Raw genomic sequence first — 19,840 nt, 5'->3', positions numbered from 1 at the left:
ATCAAGTAACCGCCGACTATCACGCACAACAATCAGTGACACGATTTAGGAAGAGTAACGTCTCAAATGATTCAATACTGGAGATGATTAATGTCAGGATTTCGACATCTCACCCTTTCTCAACTGGTTCTGAATTTTCAATCTGATATAGTGTGTACAGTTTTTTGTAATCGACAAATTAAGTTACAACAATCATGAATAAATTTGCTGCAACTTCCCGAACTTTAGCCATCTCGGCGTTGATGCTGGCCTCTGCTTCTGCAGCTGCTGCACCCGCTGTGGTGCCGGATCCACCTCAAATTGCCGCAAAAGGCTATGTCTTGATGGATTACCATTCAGGTAAAATCCTAGCCGGCAACCAAGCTAACGATAAGATACCGCCAGCCAGCCTGACCAAAATGATGACCAGTTACGTCATCGGCCAGGAAATTAAGCGTGGCAATATTTCCATGGATGACACTGTTGTCATCAGCAAAAATGCATGGGCAAAAAATTTTCCTGGCTCTTCGAAAATGTTCATCGAAGTCGGCACTGAAGTCAAAGTCGCTGATCTGAACCGCGGTATCATTATCCAATCGGGTAACGATGCATGTGTGGCGATGGCTGAGCACGTAGCCGGCTCAGAAGATTCCTTTGTTGATCTGATGAACGCATGGGCGAAAACCATTGGTATGGACTCCACCCATTTCGCCAATGTTCATGGCTTAGATAATAATAACCTGTACACCACACCTTATGATATGGCCCTGCTTGGTCAGGCTCTGGTCCGTGATGTACCAGAAGAATTTGCTATCTATAAAGAGAAGTCATTCACTTATAACGGTATAACCCAATACAACCGCAACGGCCTACTATGGGATAACAGCTTAAATGTTGATGGCATGAAGACGGGCCATACCAACAATGCTGGCTATAGCTTGGTAAGCACCGCAACTGAGGGAAAAATGCGCCTGGTTGCTGTGGTAATGGGAACCAAAAGCGCCAATTCCCGTAAAGCCGAAAGTAAGAAGCTTCTTAACTATGGCTTCCGTTTCTTTGAAACAGTTTCGCCACACAAAGCTAACGAAACGTTTGTGACAGAAAAAGTCTGGATGGGTGACATTGATGAGGTATCACTGGGCGTCAGTGAAGATACCTTTGTCACTTTGCCTCGCGGTCAGACAAAAGACTTAAAAGCCAGCTTTATTCTTGAAAAAGATTTGAAGGCACCAATCGCGAAAGGCGATGTGGTAGGGAAACTTTATTACCGTGTTGGCGAGGAAGATATCGCTGAATATCCGCTACTCGCTCTTAACGATGTCAATGAAGGCGGAATTTTCAGTCGCTTGATTGACTACATCATGATGTTGTTTAAAAGCTGGTTAAGTTAATCAAATCCCACACAGATCCGTACAAAGGCGACCACAATGGTCGCCTTTTTCTTTACACACCTTCCGACAACCTGCTCCCACGATGCTTGTTTTCTAGTTAATGACACATTACTATGCTCGCCTAATATCAATCTGAGTGGTTACGTACCCAAAGAAAATAATCAGCCAGATATTACATTCAGTCATACCGAATGCGGACCCCTGGAGTTCAGAATGCAACAGCAACAAGCGCAACCAAAACTAAAAGACCTACTTGAATTCCCTTGTAAGTTCTCCTACAAGGTGATGGGGTTTAATAAACCAGAATTACCCGATCTGGTTGTAGAAGTCATTCAGCGCCACGCGCCAGGCGACTATTCGCCAACGGTTAAGCCTAGTGGCAAAGGCACTTACAGTGCCGTTTCAGTGACCATTACCGCGACCTCTATCGAGCAGGTAGAGACGCTATATACAGAGCTTGGCGATATCGACATCGTTCGCGTGGTACTCTGAGCCTGGGTTAGCCAAGGATCGAGCAAACCAATACCCCTACAAAATTGGCGGCTGATAATTCAGCCGCCAAGCTTTATAATTCCCCATAAGCTTTGCCCTATGCGGTATGTTATGCAGGGTTCCTTCATTCAGGCTTTGCCTGGTTACCATATGGGTGTGATAAATTGCAAAAAAGTCTCATCATTCGAAACCTTGGCTGCCAGGATTACGAAAAGACCTGGCAGGCGATGCAGGAGTTTACCGATCAACGTTCACCACAAACACCTGATGAAGTATGGCTGGTTGAACACAACCCTGTCTTTACCCAGGGGCAGGCCGGTAAAGCAGAGCACTTGTTGCATACAGGTGACATCCCTGTGGTACAAAGCGATCGTGGCGGGCAGGTAACCTATCATGGTCCGGGCCAGCAAGTCGCTTATATCCTGATTGATCTGAGAAGGCTCAAATTGGGTGTACGTGAACTGGTTACACATATTGAAAACACCGTCATTAATACTCTGTCCCATTTTGGGGTGGAGTCTAATGCCCGACCAGATGCCCCTGGTGTGTATGTCGACAATAAGAAGATTTGTTCACTCGGGTTACGTATCAGGCGTGGCTGCTCTTTTCATGGTCTGGCGCTCAATATCAATATGGATCTGACACCATTTCTGCGCATTAATCCTTGTGGTTATGCTGGCATGGAAATGACTCAGTTATCCTTGTTGAATGGCCCTTCTGAACTACTCGAAGTTCAGCCTGTACTTGTTGAAGAGTTGACAAAATTGCTCGATTACCAGAGCATTGAGTGGATAACGGAGAGCAGTTAAATGAGCAAACCAATAAAAATCGAACAGGGTGTCAAATACCGTGATGCCGACAAGATGGCTCTGATCCCTGTACGTCATGTTGCAGAAGAGGCGCCAAAAGAAGTATTACGTAAGCCTGCATGGATGAAAATTAAGCTTCCATCAGACAGCAAACGTATTCAAGACATTAAAGCCGCTATGCGTAAGAATAATCTAAACTCTGTTTGTGAAGAGGCTTCTTGCCCTAACCTGGCTGAATGTTTTAACCACGGTACTGCAACCTTTATGATCCTGGGTGCCATTTGTACTCGCCGATGCCCATTCTGCGATGTTGCCCATGGCCGACCACTGCCACCAAGTGCAGAAGAGCCCGTGCAGCTAGCCCAAACCATCTCAGATATGAAGCTTAAATACGTCGTGGTTACGTCTGTAGACCGCGATGATCTTCGTGATGGCGGAGCCCAGCACTTTGCTGACTGTACCCGTGAAATTCGACTGAAAAACCCTGAAATTCGAATTGAAACACTGGTGCCTGATTTCCGCGGACGTATGGATAATGCACTAGAAATCCTGCGTGATAATCCGCCAGATGTCTTTAACCATAACCTTGAAACAGCCCCTCGCCTGTATCGTAAAGCGCGTCCGGGAGCTAACTATCAGTGGTCTCTGGATCTACTGAAGAAATTCAAGGAAATGCACCCGGAGATCCCAACCAAATCAGGCGTGATGATGGGCCTGGGAGAAACCAAAGAAGAGATCGTTCAGGTCTTGACAGATTTACGTGCACATGGCGTCACCATGCTGACTCTGGGACAATACCTGGCACCAAGCCGTCATCACCTGCCGGTCGAACGTTATGTTCCGCCATCTGAGTTTGATGAGCTAAAAGAAATTGCATTAGAGCTGGGTTTTACTCACGCTGCATGTGGTCCATTTGTACGCTCTTCTTACCATGCCGACCTGCAGGCAAAAGGTGTTGAGATAAAATAGTTTCTAATTTTTAGTTAAAAAAACCGCTTTAGGCGCAAGCCAAAGCGGTTTTTTTATACCTCGCGCTGCTTGTACTATTGGCTATTGTCGCGCTCAATGGCGGTAGCAAATACAAGTGCTATCGTATTTAATGCTTCTTCAGTGATCGGCTTACCATTTGAATCCGTCACACTCATTGATGTACGGTTACCTAAATCACCCAGTTGTAATTTATAAGTACTGTCATCCAGCATAATGGGTTTTACACCCAGCTCGGTCCAGAACTCATCATCCGGAGAACGGAATTTCACTTCCACCGCACCTTGTGAACGGTTACGGCTTTCAACCGTGAAACCAAGCTCAGTAACAAGTGGTGGCAGACGTTCCCAGAACACGTTATAAGGTGCACGCGCAATAATCACAGGCAGGCCGCTACGATCTTTACCTAATGAGATCGGGATCTGTTTAACCAGTTCCTCAGCACGAACACGAGCTTCGTCACGAAGCAGCTGATCATACTGCGATGTCACCAGGTTGGTCATTAAAATGCTGTAACGCACTTTATTAACGAGCGATACGGGTTTTTCAACGCCACCTTCCCGCCAGTCAACCAGCGAAATCTTAAAGCTATGACGTTCAGGATCGGAGGATTTTTCAATCCGATAACGACTGCCGACTTCAGCTTCTTCGTCGTCATTCATCCAATTTACCCAATCAGTCTCAATAGCGTTCGCTGACTGACTACGAAGACTGATATTGCGCTCAGCGATAATACGCTGAGTTAACGACCATACTTGTGCTAAAACAGTCGGTTTAGGCAATAACAAAGTGACGCCATCAGCATCTTGGACACTTCGGGCACCAGGAATAAGCGCTAATACCTGTTGCGGTGGACGAATATCAACGGCGGAACCTATTTCACCTTGATAGACTTGACTAGAAATAGCGTAATCTGTGGCAGCGAATGATTCGGCTCCCGCAGGTAAAGACCAGTTTTCTAATGGCTTGGAATCAAGATAGGTAAAATCCTGATTTGCTTGACGTCGTCGCTCGGCACCACCAGAACAGGCAGCCAAGCTGGCAACCATAACAGCAGTTAATACAAGCCTGTAATTACAATTCATCTATGCTTCGCGCTCCTACGCTTATGCAAACTACAGCAGCACATTGGCATCCTTAAGAGCCTGAATAACCACTGGCTGTGCTGACTCACTTAATTCTGTAAGCGGCAAACGCAAATACCCATGCTCAATCAAACCCAGTTTGTGGGCGGCCCACTTGACTGGAATTGGATTCGATTCGGCAAAAAGGTGTTTGTGCAACGGCATTAAGCGTTCATTTATTTTTTTTGCGGCCTCGAACTGGCCACTAAGAGCCAGCTTGTACATTTTTGCCATATCTGCAGCAGCCACATTCGCCGTTACAGAGATGACACCCTGCCCGCCTTGAGCAACAAAATCTAAACCTGTTGCATCATCACCGCTTAGTTGGATGAAATCTTCGCCACAAAGTTCCCGAGTTTTTTGTAAACGGGATAAATCCCCCGTCGCATCTTTAATCGCGACGATGTTGTCTATTTTGGCAAGACGGGCAACCGTTTCAGGCAATAAATCAACCGCAGTTCGACCCGGCACATTATACAGAATTTGAGGCAGATCTGTCGCTTCCGCAATGGCTTTATAATGTTGAAATAAACCTTCTTGTGTCGGTTTATTGTAATACGGTGTGACGGACAGACAGCCAGCAACCCCCGTACCAGAAAAAAGTTTACTAAAGGTGATGGCTTCATGAGTTGCGTTCGCCCCGGTACCCGCAATAACTGGCACACGACCTTTGGCATATTCTAACGTTTTTAATACGACCTTCACATGCTCATCAACGGTCAGCGTTGCCGACTCGCCTGTCGTACCAACGGCAACAATTGCATCCGTGCCAGCGGCAATATGATATTCCACCAAGTTGGCCAGGCTGGCATAATCTACTTCGCCAGCCTCATCTAATGGTGTTATTAGCGCTACCATGCTTCCTGAAAACATGTCCATCTCCCCTTTTTATATAAGTCTTCATGGTACTTTTCAGTGACCGTAAACTCAAGCGTGATAGTAAGTAAAACAGTCAACTAAATAGATAGGCTTATTATCCCGGCCTGCTTCCTGTGCTAACATGCAGGAAAGATAGCAAAACGATGTGAATAAATATGGAACATTACCTTGTCATTACTGCGGTTGGTACGGATCGCCCCGGAATTTCAGCTGAAATTACCCGACTCATCACGCAATGTAATTGCAATATTGTAGATAGCCGCCTCGCTCTGTTCGGCACTGAGTTCACCTTAATTATGTTGCTATCCGGTAATGGTAATGCCATCTCTCGCGTGGAATCGACATTACCATTAAAAGCACAAGAACATGATTTAGTCACGGTGATGAAAAGAACGACGAAACACAAAGATCGCTTCTTTCCTTACACGGCCGATTTTTTCATCGAAGCCGATGACACTCCTGGGATTATCGAACAATTTACTCATTTCTTTGCCGTGCGTAAAATTGACATTTCATCCTTAAGCGCCCATACCCAGGAATCCCCTAATCACGACTCGACGAATCGTTTCATTTTACAGATCAGCACCAATTTGCCTGAAGGCTGTAATTTGATGTCACTGCAAGAAGAGTTCGAAGCCCTTTGTCATGATCTCCTTGCCACCGGTACCGTCAATTTCATCGGTCATAATCAATAAGGAAAAATTGTATGAAGACTCTGACCGCTGGCATGCCAGCTCCAGCCTTCACCCTGCTGAATCAGGATAACCAACCTGTCAACTTGACTGATTTTAAAGGTAAGAAAGTACTGGCTTATTTTTATCCTAAAGCCATGACCCCCGGTTGTACCGTTCAAGCGTGTGGGCTGCGGGACAGTAAAGCAGAGTTAGACGAAAAGAATGTGGTGGTGTTGGGCATTAGCATTGATGCGGTTAAACGTCTGCCTAAATTCATTGAGCGCGATAACCTTAATTTCACCCTCTTATCGGATGAAGACCACGCTGTCGCCGATCAATTTGGGGTCTGGGGCGAGAAAAAATTTATGGGCAAGGTATACGACGGTCTGCACCGTATCAGCTTCCTGATCAATGAAGAAGGCATTATTGAACATGTCTTCAATAAGTTCAAAACCAAAGATCACCATGAGATTGTGCTGAACTACCTCAACAACCATCAGTAATATGGCACCGACAAGATCCCCTGCACAGCAGCAGGGGCCTTCAGTCTATGAACGATTTATGAATACGGGGAGGGGAAATTACAGCTCCTGTGCATTCACCCAGATAACTGCATCCTGAGACATCTCTTTACCTTTATGCTCAGTCACAGGACCTGACCCTAGGCAAGCAAAGCCCCATACTCCGGCTTTTGGAATACCGAATGTGAATTCTCCATCCTGATCGGTGATTGCCACAATTGCCGTTTCCGGTGCCTCACGGTACGTTTTTTTACCGAAAGCATTGTCTTTCATGTCAATGTCAGTATTAATAAATTCAATCTCACACTCAACACCTGCCGCTGGCTTACCTTCACTCAGCAACTGTCCGGTAAATGTGCCGCCAGCAAAGACCTGGTATGGCTTATTCAGCGGTATAATCTCCGTCGCCAGCTCCAGTGGCTGTTCCCAACCAGTTGGAAGGCCACCTTTATTAACATACGACTTGGTGATCTGCTGAATATAAATGTCTTCACCTTTTTCATAATATGGTGCAGGGACTACGGCAAAGACGTAATCACCGTTACGCTTAACTTTGTAGTCAGCATGGTAAGCTTTTGCTGTATTTTCCGGACCCGCCCAGCGGATCTGTTTCAGCTTGCCCATTAAATCTATACGCTTGTCTTTGAACTGAACGAAGAACTGCTCTGGCTTATCCATGTCCATCACGTGACCGTTATCCATCGGGTGACCGAATACCAGCTTCATGTCGATCTCAGTCGGTTGTTCCACAATCACATCCGGTGTATAGACCAGCTGAAAGTGAGCATTAGCCGCACCAGAAATAGCCAGAGCGGCAAAGCTAAGTGATGTAATAAATGTTTTTTTCATTAATTTCAATCCTTTCTACTTAGAGGAAATACCTCAGTAACTGCATATTATTCGGTGATATCTTCACTTCCGATTTCAACCAGATGGCCAGGGCCTGCATTAAACTGAACCTTGTAATCGCCTTGCGGCTTGTTGAACTCAAACTCACTGTCCTCACTCATCTTGCCAGCAAGTAATTGATGACCTTCTGCATCGGCGACAATAACTTCAACACCGGCCGCTGAAGAACCATCAGAGAAGCCTCCCTCACATAACACGGTGCCGTCACCGTTGTCATAACAGGAACACAATGGGGTATGCGCCATACCAGTCAGCGGAACCATGGATAACATGAGCGCAAACGAAAGTTGTTTTTTATTCATATCGAGACCTGATTACTATTTTCTTGTTGCCAATTACGGTCGAATTCAACCGAACAAATAAGCAACACACTGAATACCGAAAGCAAGATACCACCACTCCAAATGAGAATCCTTCTTATTCGTATTTTTATTGAGGCAGATCAATGATGGTGATAGTAATTATCATTTAGGTTGAATGACGTTGATTTATAAGCCTAATATTGAAATGAGCATTATCTTAACAGCATTCTTTTTTAGCCAATTGTGAGTGACCTTTATGACACTAAACGATATTAATCCAAATCAAACTGTTGTTGTTCACCGTCATCGCGCAACGGGAATGATAAGACAACGCCTGATGGATTTAGGCATCATGCCTCATACCACTGTCACGATGATCAGAAGTGCCCCGCTCGGCGATCCGATCGAAATCAAAATTGACAATACCCATATCTCACTGCGCCGCACAGAAGCGGCAAGGATTGAAGTGGTAGCAATCGCTCCCCCCGAAGCGTGTTAATGCAGGGAAAAGGAAAGTAAAATGACAAATCGCACGCCACTAGTTGCTCTCTCCGGACAACAAAATGCAGGCAAATCCACGCTTTTTAACCTTCTCACAGGGGCCAGGCAGCATATAGCCAACTACCCTGGGGTAACCGTCGATAAGAAATACGGCTATTTTCGCTATCAGAATCAGCCTTATCAGGCTGTTGATCTGCCTGGCACCTACAGTTTGTCGCCTTTCTCTCTTGAAGAACGAGTAGCCCGGAATTTTCTCTGCTTTGAAAAGCCCGACCTCATCATCAACGTTGTCGATGCCGCAAACCTTAAACGCTCACTGCACTTAACAGTCCAGTTGTTAGAAATGGCCTGCCCGACAGTGCTGACACTGAACATGATGGACGTTGCCAATAAACAAGGGATGACCATTGATACTGAGCGTCTCAGCCAGCGCCTGTCGATACCGGTCGTGACCACTGTCGGGCGCAAAGGGGAAGGACGAGAAGCGCTTTGCGAGGTAATAAAAACTCAGACCGCAGCGAAAACAATCAAAACGGCCAACACAAAGTCCGCGGTTCAGCATGGAAATCTGCCTCACTATCCTGCGCTGACGGAAGCTATAGCCACTATTGATGCCGAACTGGTTGGTGTTGAGGAAGAAATTGACGAGCTACCGCGCTACTGGCTGCTGCTTAAATTGCTGGAAAATGACGCCCAGATTATCAGCTGCCTGACTGACAGACTGCCAGAAACCGAGCTGGCACCACTGCTCGAAATGGTATCTGCATTGCGCGCAAAGTTTGATCGCCAATACAAAACCGGTATAAATGACTACATTGCCGCTCAACGCGAAGCTTTTGTGCAATCGTTGTTCGCCGACGCGGTTGTCGTCATACCGCATCAGGGACCAACCGTGTCACAACGTATTGATAAAGTCGTACTGAATCGTTTTCTGGCTCCGGTGTTCCTGGTTCTGACCGTCTTTATGATCTACCAGCTAGCGATCGTCCATGGCTATACACTAACCAACTATACTTGGCCGTATCTGGCAAACTTCCGGGAGTTCGTCGCCGGGTTACTACCGGAAGCCGGATTCCTGTTTGATCCTTATACCCGGTCGCTGGGGCTATGGATCGTCGATTCCGCCAATACTCTATTGAACTATGTTCCTATATTTCTGATTTTGTTTGCGCTGATTGCCATTCTGGAGGATTCAGGTTATATGGCGAGGATCGCCTTTGTGATCGACAAAGTGCTTCATCGTTTTGGTCTGCATGGCCAGAGCACCCTACCGCTCATTCTCAGTGGAGTATTCGCCGGCGGCTGTGCGGTACCCGGAATTATGGCAACCAAAGGCATTCCGGATCACCGGGCCAGAATGGCCACCATACTCACCGTGCCGTTTATGAACTGTCTGGCCAAAGTTCCTCTCTATACCCTGCTGGTTGGTATCTTTTTCAAGCAGGACCAAGCACTGATGATGTTCTACATTTCAACCATGACCATTATCGCTGCATTACTGGTTGCCAAGCTGTTGTCTCTGACCGTATTGCGCGGTGAGGAAAGTGCCCCATTTGTGATAGAGCTGCCACGTTACAACCTGCCCACAGTTCGCGCTGTGCTAACCCGCTCGACTGAACGTACCTGGATTTACATCAAGAAGGTTGGCACCATTGTCATTGCCGTATCTGTAGTGATCTTTACTCTACTACAATATCCAGGCCTGCCCCCTGAGCGAGACAACTTCTATCAACAACGCTCAGCACAAGCAATTCAAAAGTTCAAGAAGGCAATGGCAGGAAACCCCTACCTTGATGTCGCACAAGGTGAGCAGCTGGTATCACTGGTCAACTATTACAACGATTTCAAACGTGCCAAGTTGAATGCCAAAGGCGCGGAAGCTTCCAAAGCGGTTAATATAACATTCAAACAACGTAACCCGACTTTCTTCCCATTTGTTAAAGCGCCTAAGGGAGACCTACTGGCGAAAAAAGCCAATCGAGCATTGCGTAATCTGACTAGCGCCCGTAAATCAATTCGCCGGGAAATAAAAGAAGAACGCCTGACCAAATCCTTTCTCGGATCTGTTGGCCGTTCAATGGAACCTGTCACACAGTTTGCAGGCTTTGACTGGAAAATTAACGTTGCCCTGCTTTCTTCTTTTGCCGCCCGCGAAAGTAGCGTTGCCACTCTGGGTGTACTGTTCCAACAGGAAGATGATCAGAATGCCAGCCTTGAACAACGTATGGGTGAGCAAACCGAAGGCATTACATCACTCACCGCGGTGGCAATGATCCTGTTCTTTGCACTGTATCCGCCATGTCTGGCTACGATGATCATGGTTAGGGTGCAGACAGGACAATATCGCTGGATGCTGCTCTCACTGATCTTCCCCACCGCGTTGGGACTGGGCGTTGCAAGTACGACTTACAGTCTGGGTCTGGCACTGGGCGCGTCTGGCATTGCTATGATGAGCGGCGTGTACTTTAGCGGTCTGGCATTGCTGCTCGCCGTCGGGTTTTATCCGGCCATCAAACGCGGACTTATGCCTGCTGCTGGCAACACCGCCCCACTAAACAATAGTGGAGCGCTCTGATGGCGAATACAGATTCTACTTTAGCAGTATTACCTTATCTGACTGCCACCACCAGCTGGGAGGATATCGCTGTTGCCGGCCCGGTGATCATTGCCGCGCTTGTTTATCTCTATATTAAGTGGTGGAAAAACAAGGGACGGTGTGACGGTTGCAACCGGTGTGGCAAAGCAATGCGTCAACCCCGCTGTCAGCAGATGGGCACGATATCAGTGATATCTCTCCCCTCTGATGACAAGACAGCAACAAACAAATCGACCAATCAGAGTAGCGGCTGAACCAAGAAAATCATCCTAATACCAACTGGGATAAGTAGTAAAAATAGCCGACTTGCAATAAAAAATGCCAGTCCGTTTAACTGACTGGCATTTCCCAAATACGGTATTTCTTCTTGTAAGCACTATCGGCCTATTCACTCACCGTCTCATCATCGAGTTCTTTGGCGGGCAAGGCATTCCATACTGCTTTCACCAAGGTCGCTAACGGAATCGCAAAAAACACTCCCCAGAACCCCCATAAACCACCAAAAACCAATACTGCAACGATAATGGCAACAGGGTGCAGGTTAACGGCTTCCGAGAATAAGACCGGCACTAAAACGTTACCATCTAATGCTTGAATAATGCCGTAAGCAACTAACAACCACCAGAAATCAGGGGATAAGCCCCACTGAAACAAACCAACCATTGCCACCGGTATAGTGACGGCCGCCGCGCCGATATATGGGATCAACACAGAAAAACCAACCAGTACCCCAAGTAGCACGGCATAACGTAAATCCATCACCGCAAAGGTGATGTAGCTGGTGATGCCGACAATGACAATTTCAGTCACTTTACCGCGAATATAGTTCGTGATCTGCTCATTCATTTCCACCCCGACCTTGCTCGCCAAACGGCGATTTTTCGGCAATAGGCCACTCAGGGTCGCCAGCATTTCCTCTTTATCTTTCAAAAGGAAAAAGACCAATAACGGCACCAGGATTAAATACACAGCCAGGGTTGCCAGGCTGACCAGCGAGGCTAATGAGCCTTTGACGACACTTTCCCCCATTCCCAGTACTTTTTCACGCAGCGTCGTCATGAACGTCACGATCTGATGCGGCTGGACAAGATCAGGATAACGCTCTGGCAAGCTGGACACGTACTCCTGCAGGCCATTGAACATATTTGGCACATCTGCAACAAAGTTGCCAACCTGATGCCAGATTGTCGGTACCAGACCGAAAATTGCCAGTACCATTAAGCTTGCAAAAATCAGCAGTACTACAATCACCGACAACGAGCGAGGCAGCCCTAAGCGACTTAATCGCATGACAGGCCATTCAAGTAAGTAAGCCAGTACGATTGCCACCAATAATGGTGCAATAAGATGGCCGAAAAAGTAGATCGTTAGAAAACCACCTAACAGAATAGCAACCAGGCTTACCGCGTGGGGATCAGAAAATCGTCGCTGATACCAGCGAGTTAGCATATCCAGCATAAATATATTTACAGCCTTTTTGTCACAACAATTACAAGCTTTTGATAACTATCAGCTTGTACCTCAACATTAAACCCATGGTTTAACAAATAACGGGGAATATCTTGTCTGCCACCGGGATCTGAGATGTGGATCTGCAAAATTTGATCAAAACGAAGGCCTTTACTTACGCGTTTAGCCAATAAAAGTGCCATAGGGCAACGTTCTGATGTCAAATCAAGCGATTGGATTTCCATTCCAGTATACTGACAGTTATTATCCATCAGGTATTGTATACCCAAGTGACCTCAAGATGCTCGTATCAGCGAGAATTTATTGGCTTCTAGGTAAGGCGCTGATTTGAAGACATAGTTGCTCTACGTCAAAAATCAGCAACACAGCATAGAAGCCAATGATACTTGCCCTTTGGGCGCACCTCTGAATCTCGCATCTTGAGGTTACTTGGGTATAAATGACACCGGTTCAACTAAAAAAGAAACCCGTCATAAGTTTTGTTGTCTTAATTTTAATGACATCAGTAACTGATCTATTAGTGTCATTAGTATAATGTCTTGGAATCACCACAGAAGGCGGTTGTATTATTAACATGTTTCGATTTTCTAAAGCGCCAAGCTATCTCTTAATAAGTGCTTTATTGGGCTCAAGTTTTACGGTAAATGCTGATAATTTCAACACCCTACCGGAAATCGGCACAGCAGCAGCATCAACGTTAACGATAGAAAAAGAGCAGGAATACGGTGATGCATACATGCGTATGCTGCGGGCCAGTAAACCTGTCATCAGTGATCCTTTACTGTCAGAATATGTACTGGACTTAGGTCATCGCTTGGTTGCCAATGCCGAGGATGTTCGCACCCCTTTTAATTTCTTCATGATCCAAAGCCGAGAAATTAACGCCTTTGCTTTCTTTGGTGGCTATGTTGCTCTGCACAGCGGGTTGTTTTTACATGCCAAGACAGAAAGTGAATTAGCCTCTGTTGTGGCTCACGAAATTGCTCACGTCACCCAGCGTCATCTTGCTCGAAGTATGGAAGATCAGGCGAAAAAATCCCCGGCGACGATGGCCGCTCTGATTGGCTCTCTGATGCTGGCCATTGCTTCACCTGAGGCCGGTATTGCAGCCATTCACGCGACCACCGCCGCTTCAATGCAAGGACAGATCAACTATACCCGCAGTAATGAAAAAGAAGCTGATCGTATTGGTATTGCAACACTCGCAAAATCAGGTTTTGACGTACAAGCGATGCCGCAATTTTTTGGCCGCTTGGCCGATCAGTATCGCTATGCCAGCAAACCACCAGCAATGTTGCTGACTCACCCATTGCCTGAAGCGCGTGTCTCAGATACCCGCAGCCGTGCAAATCAGTACCCGTCCGTCAGGGTAAATACCTCTGAACGTTACCAGTTAGCCCGCGCCCGCATTGTTGCGCGCTTTGCCGGAATTGACAGCGATGCTGCATTAGATTGGTTTGATCGCCAGCTGAAAAAGGCGAATCCCAGTCAGAAAGCCGCCTTAAACTACGGCAAAGCCCTCGTCTATATGGACTCTGGCAAGTTTGACCTGGCACATCAGCTACTTGACCCATTAGTGGCAGCCGAACCGAATAACCGTTTTTTCATTGACTCAGCAACCGATCTCGATCTGTTCCAGAAGAAATATGATGCCGCTGTCAACCGGTTAGAAGTTGCTTTAAAGCAGAACCCGGACCATAAAGTATTGCGCTTAAACCTGGCTCATGCCCTGCAGGAAGCAGGACGTACGACGGACAGTATTTCTATTCTGACCCGCTACACCTATGACAATCCTCAGGATACCAATGGCTGGAACCTGCTGGCACAAGCCTATGCCTATAGCGGAAAACGCGATGGTGAACTGGCCGCCCGTGCCGAATTACTGGCATTACGAGCACAGTGGGACAAAGCGATCAATCACTATATCCAGGCAAGCCAGATTGTCGATGTTGATTCACTGGATCAGGCACGTTACGACGCCCGGATTGACCAGCTTCGCCTTTCCCGCGAGCGCTTCGAGAATCTGCAGTAGTTATGAGGGCCTGCTTAACTTTCAACATTGCAGCTGTAAAGACTGAAAAAATAGTCTCCGGCAGCAATTATGTTGAAAGATAAACAGGCCCTGACTATTTTTCTTTTTTTATATGTTGCAGTTCCACTACAATGGGACTGCAACATATTATTAAAAAGGAAGAAACAATGTCAGTCACTATCTACCACAACCCGCGCTGCTCAAAAAGCCGACAGACTCTTGCACTGATTGAAGAGCAAGGCGTTGCACCAGAAATTGTGAAATACCTTGATGACACACCAACGGCAGATGAACTGAAAGGCTTATTCGCCAAACTGGGTTATAGCTCAGTTCGGGAAATGATGCGTACCAAAGAAGATGTCTATAAAGAGCTATCTCTGGGCGAAGACAGCGTAACAGAAGAGCAACTGTTTGATGCAATGGCGGCGAACCCTAAACTTATCGAACGTCCGATTGTCGTGAACGGTGACAAAGCCGCAATAGGACGCCCGCCAGAGCAGGTATTGGACATTCTGTAATGCTGAAAATCCTGGTGATCTACTACAGCCGCCATGGCAATACCCGTCAGTTAGCACGCCATATCGCGCGTGGTATTGAACAGGTTGATGGTTGTGAAGCGATATTACGCACCGTTGCCGATATTGATCCCCAGGGGCAATTAGCGGGATCGTCACAAACTGGCGATCCTATTGTCACCCATGCCGATCTTCAGCAATGTGCCGGATTGGCACTAGGCAGCCCGGTTCGCTTTGGCAATATGGCCGCACCTCTCAAGCACTTTATCGACAGTACCAGCGCCCAGTGGCTGTCCGGTACATTAATTAGCAAGCCTGCCTGCGTGTTCACATCTTCGTCTTCAATGCATGGCGGGCACGAAACGACCTTACAATCGATGCTTCTGCCCCTGCTTCATCACGGAATGCTGGTGGTAGGCCTGCCCTACTCAGAACCACTGCTGCATACCACCCGCCATGGCGGTACACCTTATGGAGCGTCACATCTGAATGAGGGACAAAGTAAACACATTCACCCTGACGAAGCAGTATTAGCACAAGCCCTCGGAAAAAGACTGGCCTGGACAGCACAGAAGTTAAATGGATGACGATATGACAAAAATGAGCCCTAGAACACAAAGCCTGCGGTATATCACTTTAATCGCCAACCTATCTCTCATTCTATGGGTGGGGTTATGGCAGAGTATGATTTCGCCTCACCCGCACCTGAACAGCTATGTGATTGCTATTATGTGGGTGTTACCGCTGCTGCTGCCTTTAAAAGGCATCCTTGAAGGAAAGCCCTATACCCATGCTTGGGCTAACTTCATCCTGATGTTCTATTTCCTTCATGCTTTGACCATATTATGGGTTGATGGTGGCGAGCGCTGGTTAGCTTGGGTGGAATTAGGCCTGGTATCCTGGGCTTTTGTCACCAATATCCTGTTTGCCCGTATTCGCGGCAAAGAATTAGGGACGGGATTAAAACGTCTCTCTCAGGTCGAAAAAGAAGAAAAAGAAGCTCACGGACAAAAGTAATCGTTACTCCAACCAGCCTCTCTGACAATAAAGGCGCCTGACGGCGCTTTTTTAGATCGAAGCTTACCTAGCAACACGACTGGGGTAACCTGGTATTTATGGTTGCCAATAATAGGTCTCAATCTGACCGGAAACGGGCTCCATCGTGGCACTTACGTCAACCATGCTCGGATCGACGGGTGCCTCAGCTCCATTTTCAACCGCTTGTGGATCTACTGGCTTGATCAGTAATTCTATGTCTGCCGTGGTATCTTTCGCAATCGCCACACTGCCATCACCGAAGTCAACGGTACTCTGCCCATCAACAGGTTGCTCGCTAATACGGTCATCTTGCCCCAATTCTCGACGGAAAGCATCTTCAGTACTGAGTAGATTAACGTCAAAGGTGACTTTATCCCCCTGCAGACGGTTAGCATTTACCGATGCCACAGACGTTAGATTTGTCAGCATTCTTTCCAGGGCAAAAAAATCTTCCGTCGTTTGCACATTAGCAAGCTGAATGGCGAATTTACCCTCACTGACACCCCCTAATGGAACGGCATATTTAGCTGCTAGTCTATCTGCCACCTCATTAATCATCTCGGTGGTTGCCGTAGCAACCGCCCCTCCGGCTTGACCTTCCGATGGTGCCTGTTGAGAGTTAACCAGGTGTTCTGGTTTCTGGGTGAATAGCTGCCATGCCAGCTCAACATCATCAGAGCCCTTCTGACGGGCACGTACCACCAGCACCGCATCCGGATGGTAACGCATACTCGCATCAGCAATCGGCTGAACAAATCCCCCCCACAAGTCAGGGATATTGATCGCAGTCACATCATCGAAATCACCAATTGGCATCATCACTGGTAAGCCTCGTCTCTCTGCGGCTCGCTTCACCTGCAATTCCAGAGAGTTACCAGACTGATCCCATTGGATTTCACGCTCGCGATTGGCGTCTTCCACCATCCAGACCAGAATCGTTGGACGCTGCTCACTCCATATTGTGGAATGGGCCTGAGTTAACAGATTACGGATCTGGCCACTATTAAACGTCAGCTCTAAGGTTCGCTCACCGTTTAAGTTACCGTAACCAAATTGACTGATATAAGGGCCACTGTTCGCCATCGCTTTACGAATAACGTCATTTTGGCCAACCGAACTCTGTCCTGACACTTTAATCAGAACCTGCTCAAGGCCCTTTTCACGAGCATGTTGCTCTGATTGCTTATCCGTATCAGGCAAGACAACCTGTGCCTGATATAAATTAGTAACGGTTGCGGCTTTAAGCGGCAAGGCTAATAAAGCCAAAAATAAAAAAGCACAACGCAACATAGTAAACTCTTTCATAACTTAGTTAGTTTCTGATCATAATGGGATCAGGTAATGTTCAGCAAGTGTAACTGTTTATTATTACCTTATGAACCAGGGTCTGTTTATCTTTCAACATAATTGCTGCCATGTTGAAAGATAAACAGACCCTGATGATAAACATCGAGGAATTTTCATGAAAAGATGAGGTATCAAGCAATTCCAGACAAACCTGGGTGAAAGTGAGATTTAACTCACAAATTCCGTTAGGTAATCGATTGCTTCCATGCTAGGATTGCGCGATTTTTTTTTCAGACAGGATGGAATATACAATGATGCAGGTACTGCAAGGTGCACAAATGCTGTTCGTCGCATTTGGTGCGTTGGTTCTGGTTCCGTTACTTACCGGGCTGGATCCTAGTGTTGCCCTCTTTGGTGCGGGTATTGGTACTCTTCTTTTTCAAATCATCACTAAACGTTCCGTTCCCATCTTCCTCGCTTCCTCTTTCGCATTCATCGCTCCAATTATTTACGGCGTCCAAACCTGGGGAATCGCTGGCACCATGGGTGGCCTGATGATGGCTGGCGTCGTGTATGTGCTGATGGGAGCCATCATCAAAGTACGTGGCGTTGCGATTATCCATAAAATCCTGCCACCCGTTGTCGTTGGCCCGGTTATCATGGTCATTGGCTTAGGCTTAGCACCCGTCGCCGTAAATATGGCATTAGGAAAAACTGGCGATGGCGCGGCTCAATTGGTTAATGGTAATGCTGCGCTTTGGATTTCAAGCGTCTCTCTGCTTGTGACTATCGCTCTCAGTGTTTTTGCCAAAGGCTTCCTGAAGTTGGTCCCGATTATGGGCGGTATTGTTGCAGGTTACGGTGTGAGCTTGGGCTTTGGCGTTGTCGACTTTTCGCCAGTTGCTCAGGCAAGCTGGCTCGCGATGCCAAACTTCACTTTCCCTGAGTTCAACATTAACGCCGTGTTATTTATGATCCCCGTGGCGATTGCTCCCGCGGTAGAGCATGTGGGCGATATACTGGCGATTTCAAACGTGACCGGTAAAGACTACCTGAAAAAACCGGGCCTGCACCGCACGATGGCGGGGGACGGGATTGCTACCATTGCGGCATCAATGTTTGGTGCGCCGCCTAACACCACTTACTCAGAAGTCACAGGCGCAGTGATGCTAACCAAAGCCTTTAACCCAATTATCATGACCTGGGCTGCCGTAACCGCACTGGTATTGGCATTTGTCGGCAAGCTAGGTGCAATATTGCAAACTATTCCGGTCCCGGTTATGGGCGGCATCATGATCCTGCTCTTTGGTTCCATTGCAACCGTTGGCCTCAATACGCTCATCAAGAACCAGGTTGATCTGCACAAAGCACGTAACCTGGTTATCGTGGCGGTAACACTGGTATTTGGTATTGGCGGCATGGCTTTCGGTATCGGCGAGTTCAGCCTGCAAGGTGTGAGCCTGTGCGGTATTGTTGCCATCTTGCTGAACCTGATCCTGCCTGACGATCTGGGTGAGAATCATGTTGTTGATAATGCTCAGATGGGAAATGCCACAGAAAGTTAAGGCATTGTAGTTCTAATAAAAAAGGCTGCAATCTTAGCTGCAGCCTTTATACCAATTCAGATAATAAAAAAGCCGGACTACGTTCGGCTTTTCTCTATCATGACTTCGGGCTTACTTAGTACCGAAGATCTTATCACCCGCATCGCCCAGACCAGGAACGATGTAGCCTTTGTCATTTAGCTTCTCATCGATAGCAGCGGTGTACAGCTCAACATCTGGATGTGCTTTTTCCAGTGCATCAATACCTTCAGGCGCAGCAACAAGTACTAAGACTTTAATCTGCTTACAGCCTTTCTCTTTTAGCAGATCCAGCGTTGCAATCATTGAACCGCCAGTCGCCAACATTGGGTCAACAACCAAAGCAATACGCTCATCAATGTTTGATGCTAGCTTGTTGAAGTAAGGAACAGGCTCTAATGTTTCTTCATCACGGTAAATACCGACCACGCTGATACGTGCGCTTGGTACATGTTCAAGTACACCGTCCATCATACCAAGGCCAGCACGAAGAATAGGTACAACCGTTACCTTTTTACCTTTGATCTGGTCAATTTCAACTGGACCATTCCACCCTTCAATGATAACTTTTTCTGTTTCGAAGTCTGAAGTCGCTTCATACGTCAGTAAGCTGCCTACTTCCGTTGCTAACTCACGAAAACGCTTAGTGCTGATGTCGCCTTCGCGCATAAGACCAATCTTATGTTTAACCAGTGGGTGTTTAACCTCAACGACTTTCATTTCTGACTCCTAAGCAAACAAAATTTAAAAA

At 47.0% G+C, this 19,840-nt stretch carries 22 protein-coding genes; 14 read left to right on the top strand and 8 right to left on the bottom strand.

Annotation, left to right across the window (positions count from 1 at the left end):
- The first annotated feature begins 194 nt into the window (after positions 1-194).
- From C9I89_RS15145 to lipA, 4 genes are all read left to right on the top strand, one after another.
- A complete protein-coding gene (locus C9I89_RS15145; RefSeq protein ID WP_107284179.1) occupies positions 195-1,370 on the top strand; it encodes a serine hydrolase in 1,176 nt (391 codons plus the stop codon).
- A 213-nt stretch (positions 1,371-1,583) separates the two neighbouring features.
- On the top strand, positions 1,584-1,862 hold the full coding sequence (gene ybeD, locus C9I89_RS15140; protein ID WP_107284178.1) for a DUF493 family protein YbeD: 279 nt from the start codon (positions 1,584-1,586) through the stop codon (positions 1,860-1,862).
- 164 nt (positions 1,863-2,026) lie between these two features.
- Positions 2,027-2,671: a lipoyl(octanoyl) transferase LipB gene (lipB, locus tag C9I89_RS15135; protein ID WP_107284177.1), complete on the top strand. Its 645-nt coding sequence runs from the start codon at positions 2,027-2,029 to the stop codon at positions 2,669-2,671.
- A complete protein-coding gene (gene lipA / locus C9I89_RS15130) occupies positions 2,672-3,640 on the top strand; it encodes a lipoyl synthase (RefSeq protein WP_107284176.1) in 969 nt (322 codons plus the stop codon).
- Between the two features lie 74 nt (positions 3,641-3,714).
- Here the strand turns inward: lipA and bamC are convergent, their stop codons facing one another.
- Complete coding sequence (gene bamC, locus C9I89_RS15125; RefSeq protein ID WP_107284175.1) at positions 3,715-4,743, bottom strand: outer membrane protein assembly factor BamC; 1,029 nt, start codon at positions 4,741-4,743, stop codon at positions 3,715-3,717.
- A 30-nt stretch (positions 4,744-4,773) separates the two neighbouring features.
- Entirely contained in the window at positions 4,774-5,655 is an 882-nt protein-coding gene (dapA, locus tag C9I89_RS15120) for a 4-hydroxy-tetrahydrodipicolinate synthase (RefSeq protein ID WP_107284174.1), read from the bottom strand.
- Between the two features lie 161 nt (positions 5,656-5,816).
- Between dapA and C9I89_RS15115 the strand changes: the two genes are divergently transcribed.
- Together C9I89_RS15115 and bcp are read left to right on the top strand one after the other, a co-directional pair.
- Entirely contained in the window at positions 5,817-6,356 is a 540-nt protein-coding gene (locus tag C9I89_RS15115) for a glycine cleavage system transcriptional repressor (RefSeq protein WP_107284173.1), read from the top strand.
- An 11-nt stretch (positions 6,357-6,367) separates the two neighbouring features.
- Entirely contained in the window at positions 6,368-6,838 is a 471-nt protein-coding gene (gene bcp / locus C9I89_RS15110) for a thioredoxin-dependent thiol peroxidase (RefSeq protein WP_107284172.1), read from the top strand.
- Between the two features lie 78 nt (positions 6,839-6,916).
- On the opposite strand, the gene C9I89_RS15105 is transcribed toward bcp, so the two are convergent.
- Both C9I89_RS15105 and C9I89_RS15100 read right to left on the bottom strand, forming a co-directional pair.
- The gene (locus C9I89_RS15105) at positions 6,917-7,705 is read right to left on the bottom strand and encodes a DUF4198 domain-containing protein (RefSeq protein ID WP_107284171.1); all 789 of its coding nucleotides are present in this window, start codon (positions 7,703-7,705) and stop codon (positions 6,917-6,919) included.
- Positions 7,706-7,752: 47 nt separating this feature from the next.
- A complete protein-coding gene (locus tag C9I89_RS15100) occupies positions 7,753-8,067 on the bottom strand; it encodes a hypothetical protein (RefSeq protein WP_107284170.1) in 315 nt (104 codons plus the stop codon).
- Between the two features lie 256 nt (positions 8,068-8,323).
- On the opposite strand from C9I89_RS15100, the gene C9I89_RS15095 reads away from it, so the two are divergent.
- The 3 genes from C9I89_RS15095 to C9I89_RS15085 are packed head-to-tail and all read left to right on the top strand — an operon-like array spanning position 8,324 to position 11,418.
- Positions 8,324-8,566, top strand: coding sequence for a FeoA family protein (locus C9I89_RS15095; RefSeq protein WP_107284169.1), 243 nt, complete (start codon positions 8,324-8,326; stop codon positions 8,564-8,566).
- Positions 8,567-8,587: 21 nt separating this feature from the next.
- Positions 8,588-11,143 (top strand): ferrous iron transport protein B, encoded by a 2,556-nt coding sequence (feoB, locus tag C9I89_RS15090; RefSeq protein ID WP_107284168.1) that lies wholly within the window; start codon positions 8,588-8,590, stop codon positions 11,141-11,143.
- Positions 11,143-11,418: a hypothetical protein gene (locus tag C9I89_RS15085; protein WP_107284167.1), complete on the top strand. Its 276-nt coding sequence runs from the start codon at positions 11,143-11,145 to the stop codon at positions 11,416-11,418. Before feoB ends, C9I89_RS15085 begins: the two co-directional genes overlap by 1 nt.
- A 130-nt stretch (positions 11,419-11,548) precedes the next feature.
- On the opposite strand, the gene C9I89_RS15080 is transcribed toward C9I89_RS15085, so the two are convergent.
- Entirely contained in the window at positions 11,549-12,622 is a 1,074-nt protein-coding gene (locus tag C9I89_RS15080) for an AI-2E family transporter (protein WP_107284166.1), read from the bottom strand.
- A gap of 8 nt (positions 12,623-12,630) precedes the next feature.
- Positions 12,631-12,858, bottom strand: a complete 228-nt coding sequence (locus C9I89_RS15075) for a sulfurtransferase TusA family protein (protein ID WP_107284165.1) — start codon at positions 12,856-12,858, stop codon at positions 12,631-12,633.
- A 350-nt stretch (positions 12,859-13,208) separates the two neighbouring features.
- Between C9I89_RS15075 and bepA the strand changes: the two genes are divergently transcribed.
- From bepA to C9I89_RS15055, 4 genes are all read left to right on the top strand, one after another.
- Positions 13,209-14,666 (top strand): beta-barrel assembly-enhancing protease, encoded by a 1,458-nt coding sequence (gene bepA / locus C9I89_RS15070; protein WP_107284164.1) that lies wholly within the window; start codon positions 13,209-13,211, stop codon positions 14,664-14,666.
- 167 nt (positions 14,667-14,833) lie between these two features.
- Positions 14,834-15,184 (top strand): arsenate reductase (glutaredoxin), encoded by a 351-nt coding sequence (gene arsC, locus C9I89_RS15065; RefSeq protein WP_107284163.1) that lies wholly within the window; start codon positions 14,834-14,836, stop codon positions 15,182-15,184.
- Positions 15,184-15,768 carry an NAD(P)H:quinone oxidoreductase gene (gene wrbA, locus C9I89_RS15060; RefSeq protein WP_107284162.1) on the top strand — a complete coding sequence of 195 codons (585 nt, stop codon included), beginning with the start codon at positions 15,184-15,186 and terminating at the stop codon, positions 15,766-15,768. The genes arsC and wrbA overlap by 1 nt, the downstream gene beginning before the upstream one ends.
- The gene (locus C9I89_RS15055) at positions 15,761-16,198 is read left to right on the top strand and encodes a DUF2069 domain-containing protein (protein ID WP_425440418.1); all 438 of its coding nucleotides are present in this window, start codon (positions 15,761-15,763) and stop codon (positions 16,196-16,198) included. Before wrbA ends, C9I89_RS15055 begins: the two co-directional genes overlap by 8 nt.
- A gap of 96 nt (positions 16,199-16,294) precedes the next feature.
- On the opposite strand, the gene C9I89_RS15050 is transcribed toward C9I89_RS15055, so the two are convergent.
- Positions 16,295-17,524: a DUF2066 domain-containing protein gene (locus C9I89_RS15050; protein WP_245905500.1), complete on the bottom strand. Its 1,230-nt coding sequence runs from the start codon at positions 17,522-17,524 to the stop codon at positions 16,295-16,297.
- A 293-nt stretch (positions 17,525-17,817) separates the two neighbouring features.
- On the opposite strand from C9I89_RS15050, the gene C9I89_RS15045 reads away from it, so the two are divergent.
- Entirely contained in the window at positions 17,818-19,071 is a 1,254-nt protein-coding gene (locus C9I89_RS15045) for a uracil-xanthine permease family protein (RefSeq protein WP_107284160.1), read from the top strand.
- Between the two features lie 111 nt (positions 19,072-19,182).
- Here the strand turns inward: C9I89_RS15045 and upp are convergent, their stop codons facing one another.
- A complete protein-coding gene (gene upp, locus C9I89_RS15040) occupies positions 19,183-19,809 on the bottom strand; it encodes a uracil phosphoribosyltransferase (protein WP_107284159.1) in 627 nt (208 codons plus the stop codon).
- Positions 19,810-19,840: the final 31 nt, after the last annotated feature.

The organism is Photobacterium lipolyticum (assembly GCF_003026475.1).
GTDB lineage: Bacteria > Pseudomonadota > Gammaproteobacteria > Enterobacterales > Vibrionaceae > Photobacterium > Photobacterium lipolyticum.
The sequence above is the reverse complement of the archived record's forward strand: the minus strand, read 5'-3'. Positions and strand labels throughout refer to the sequence as shown.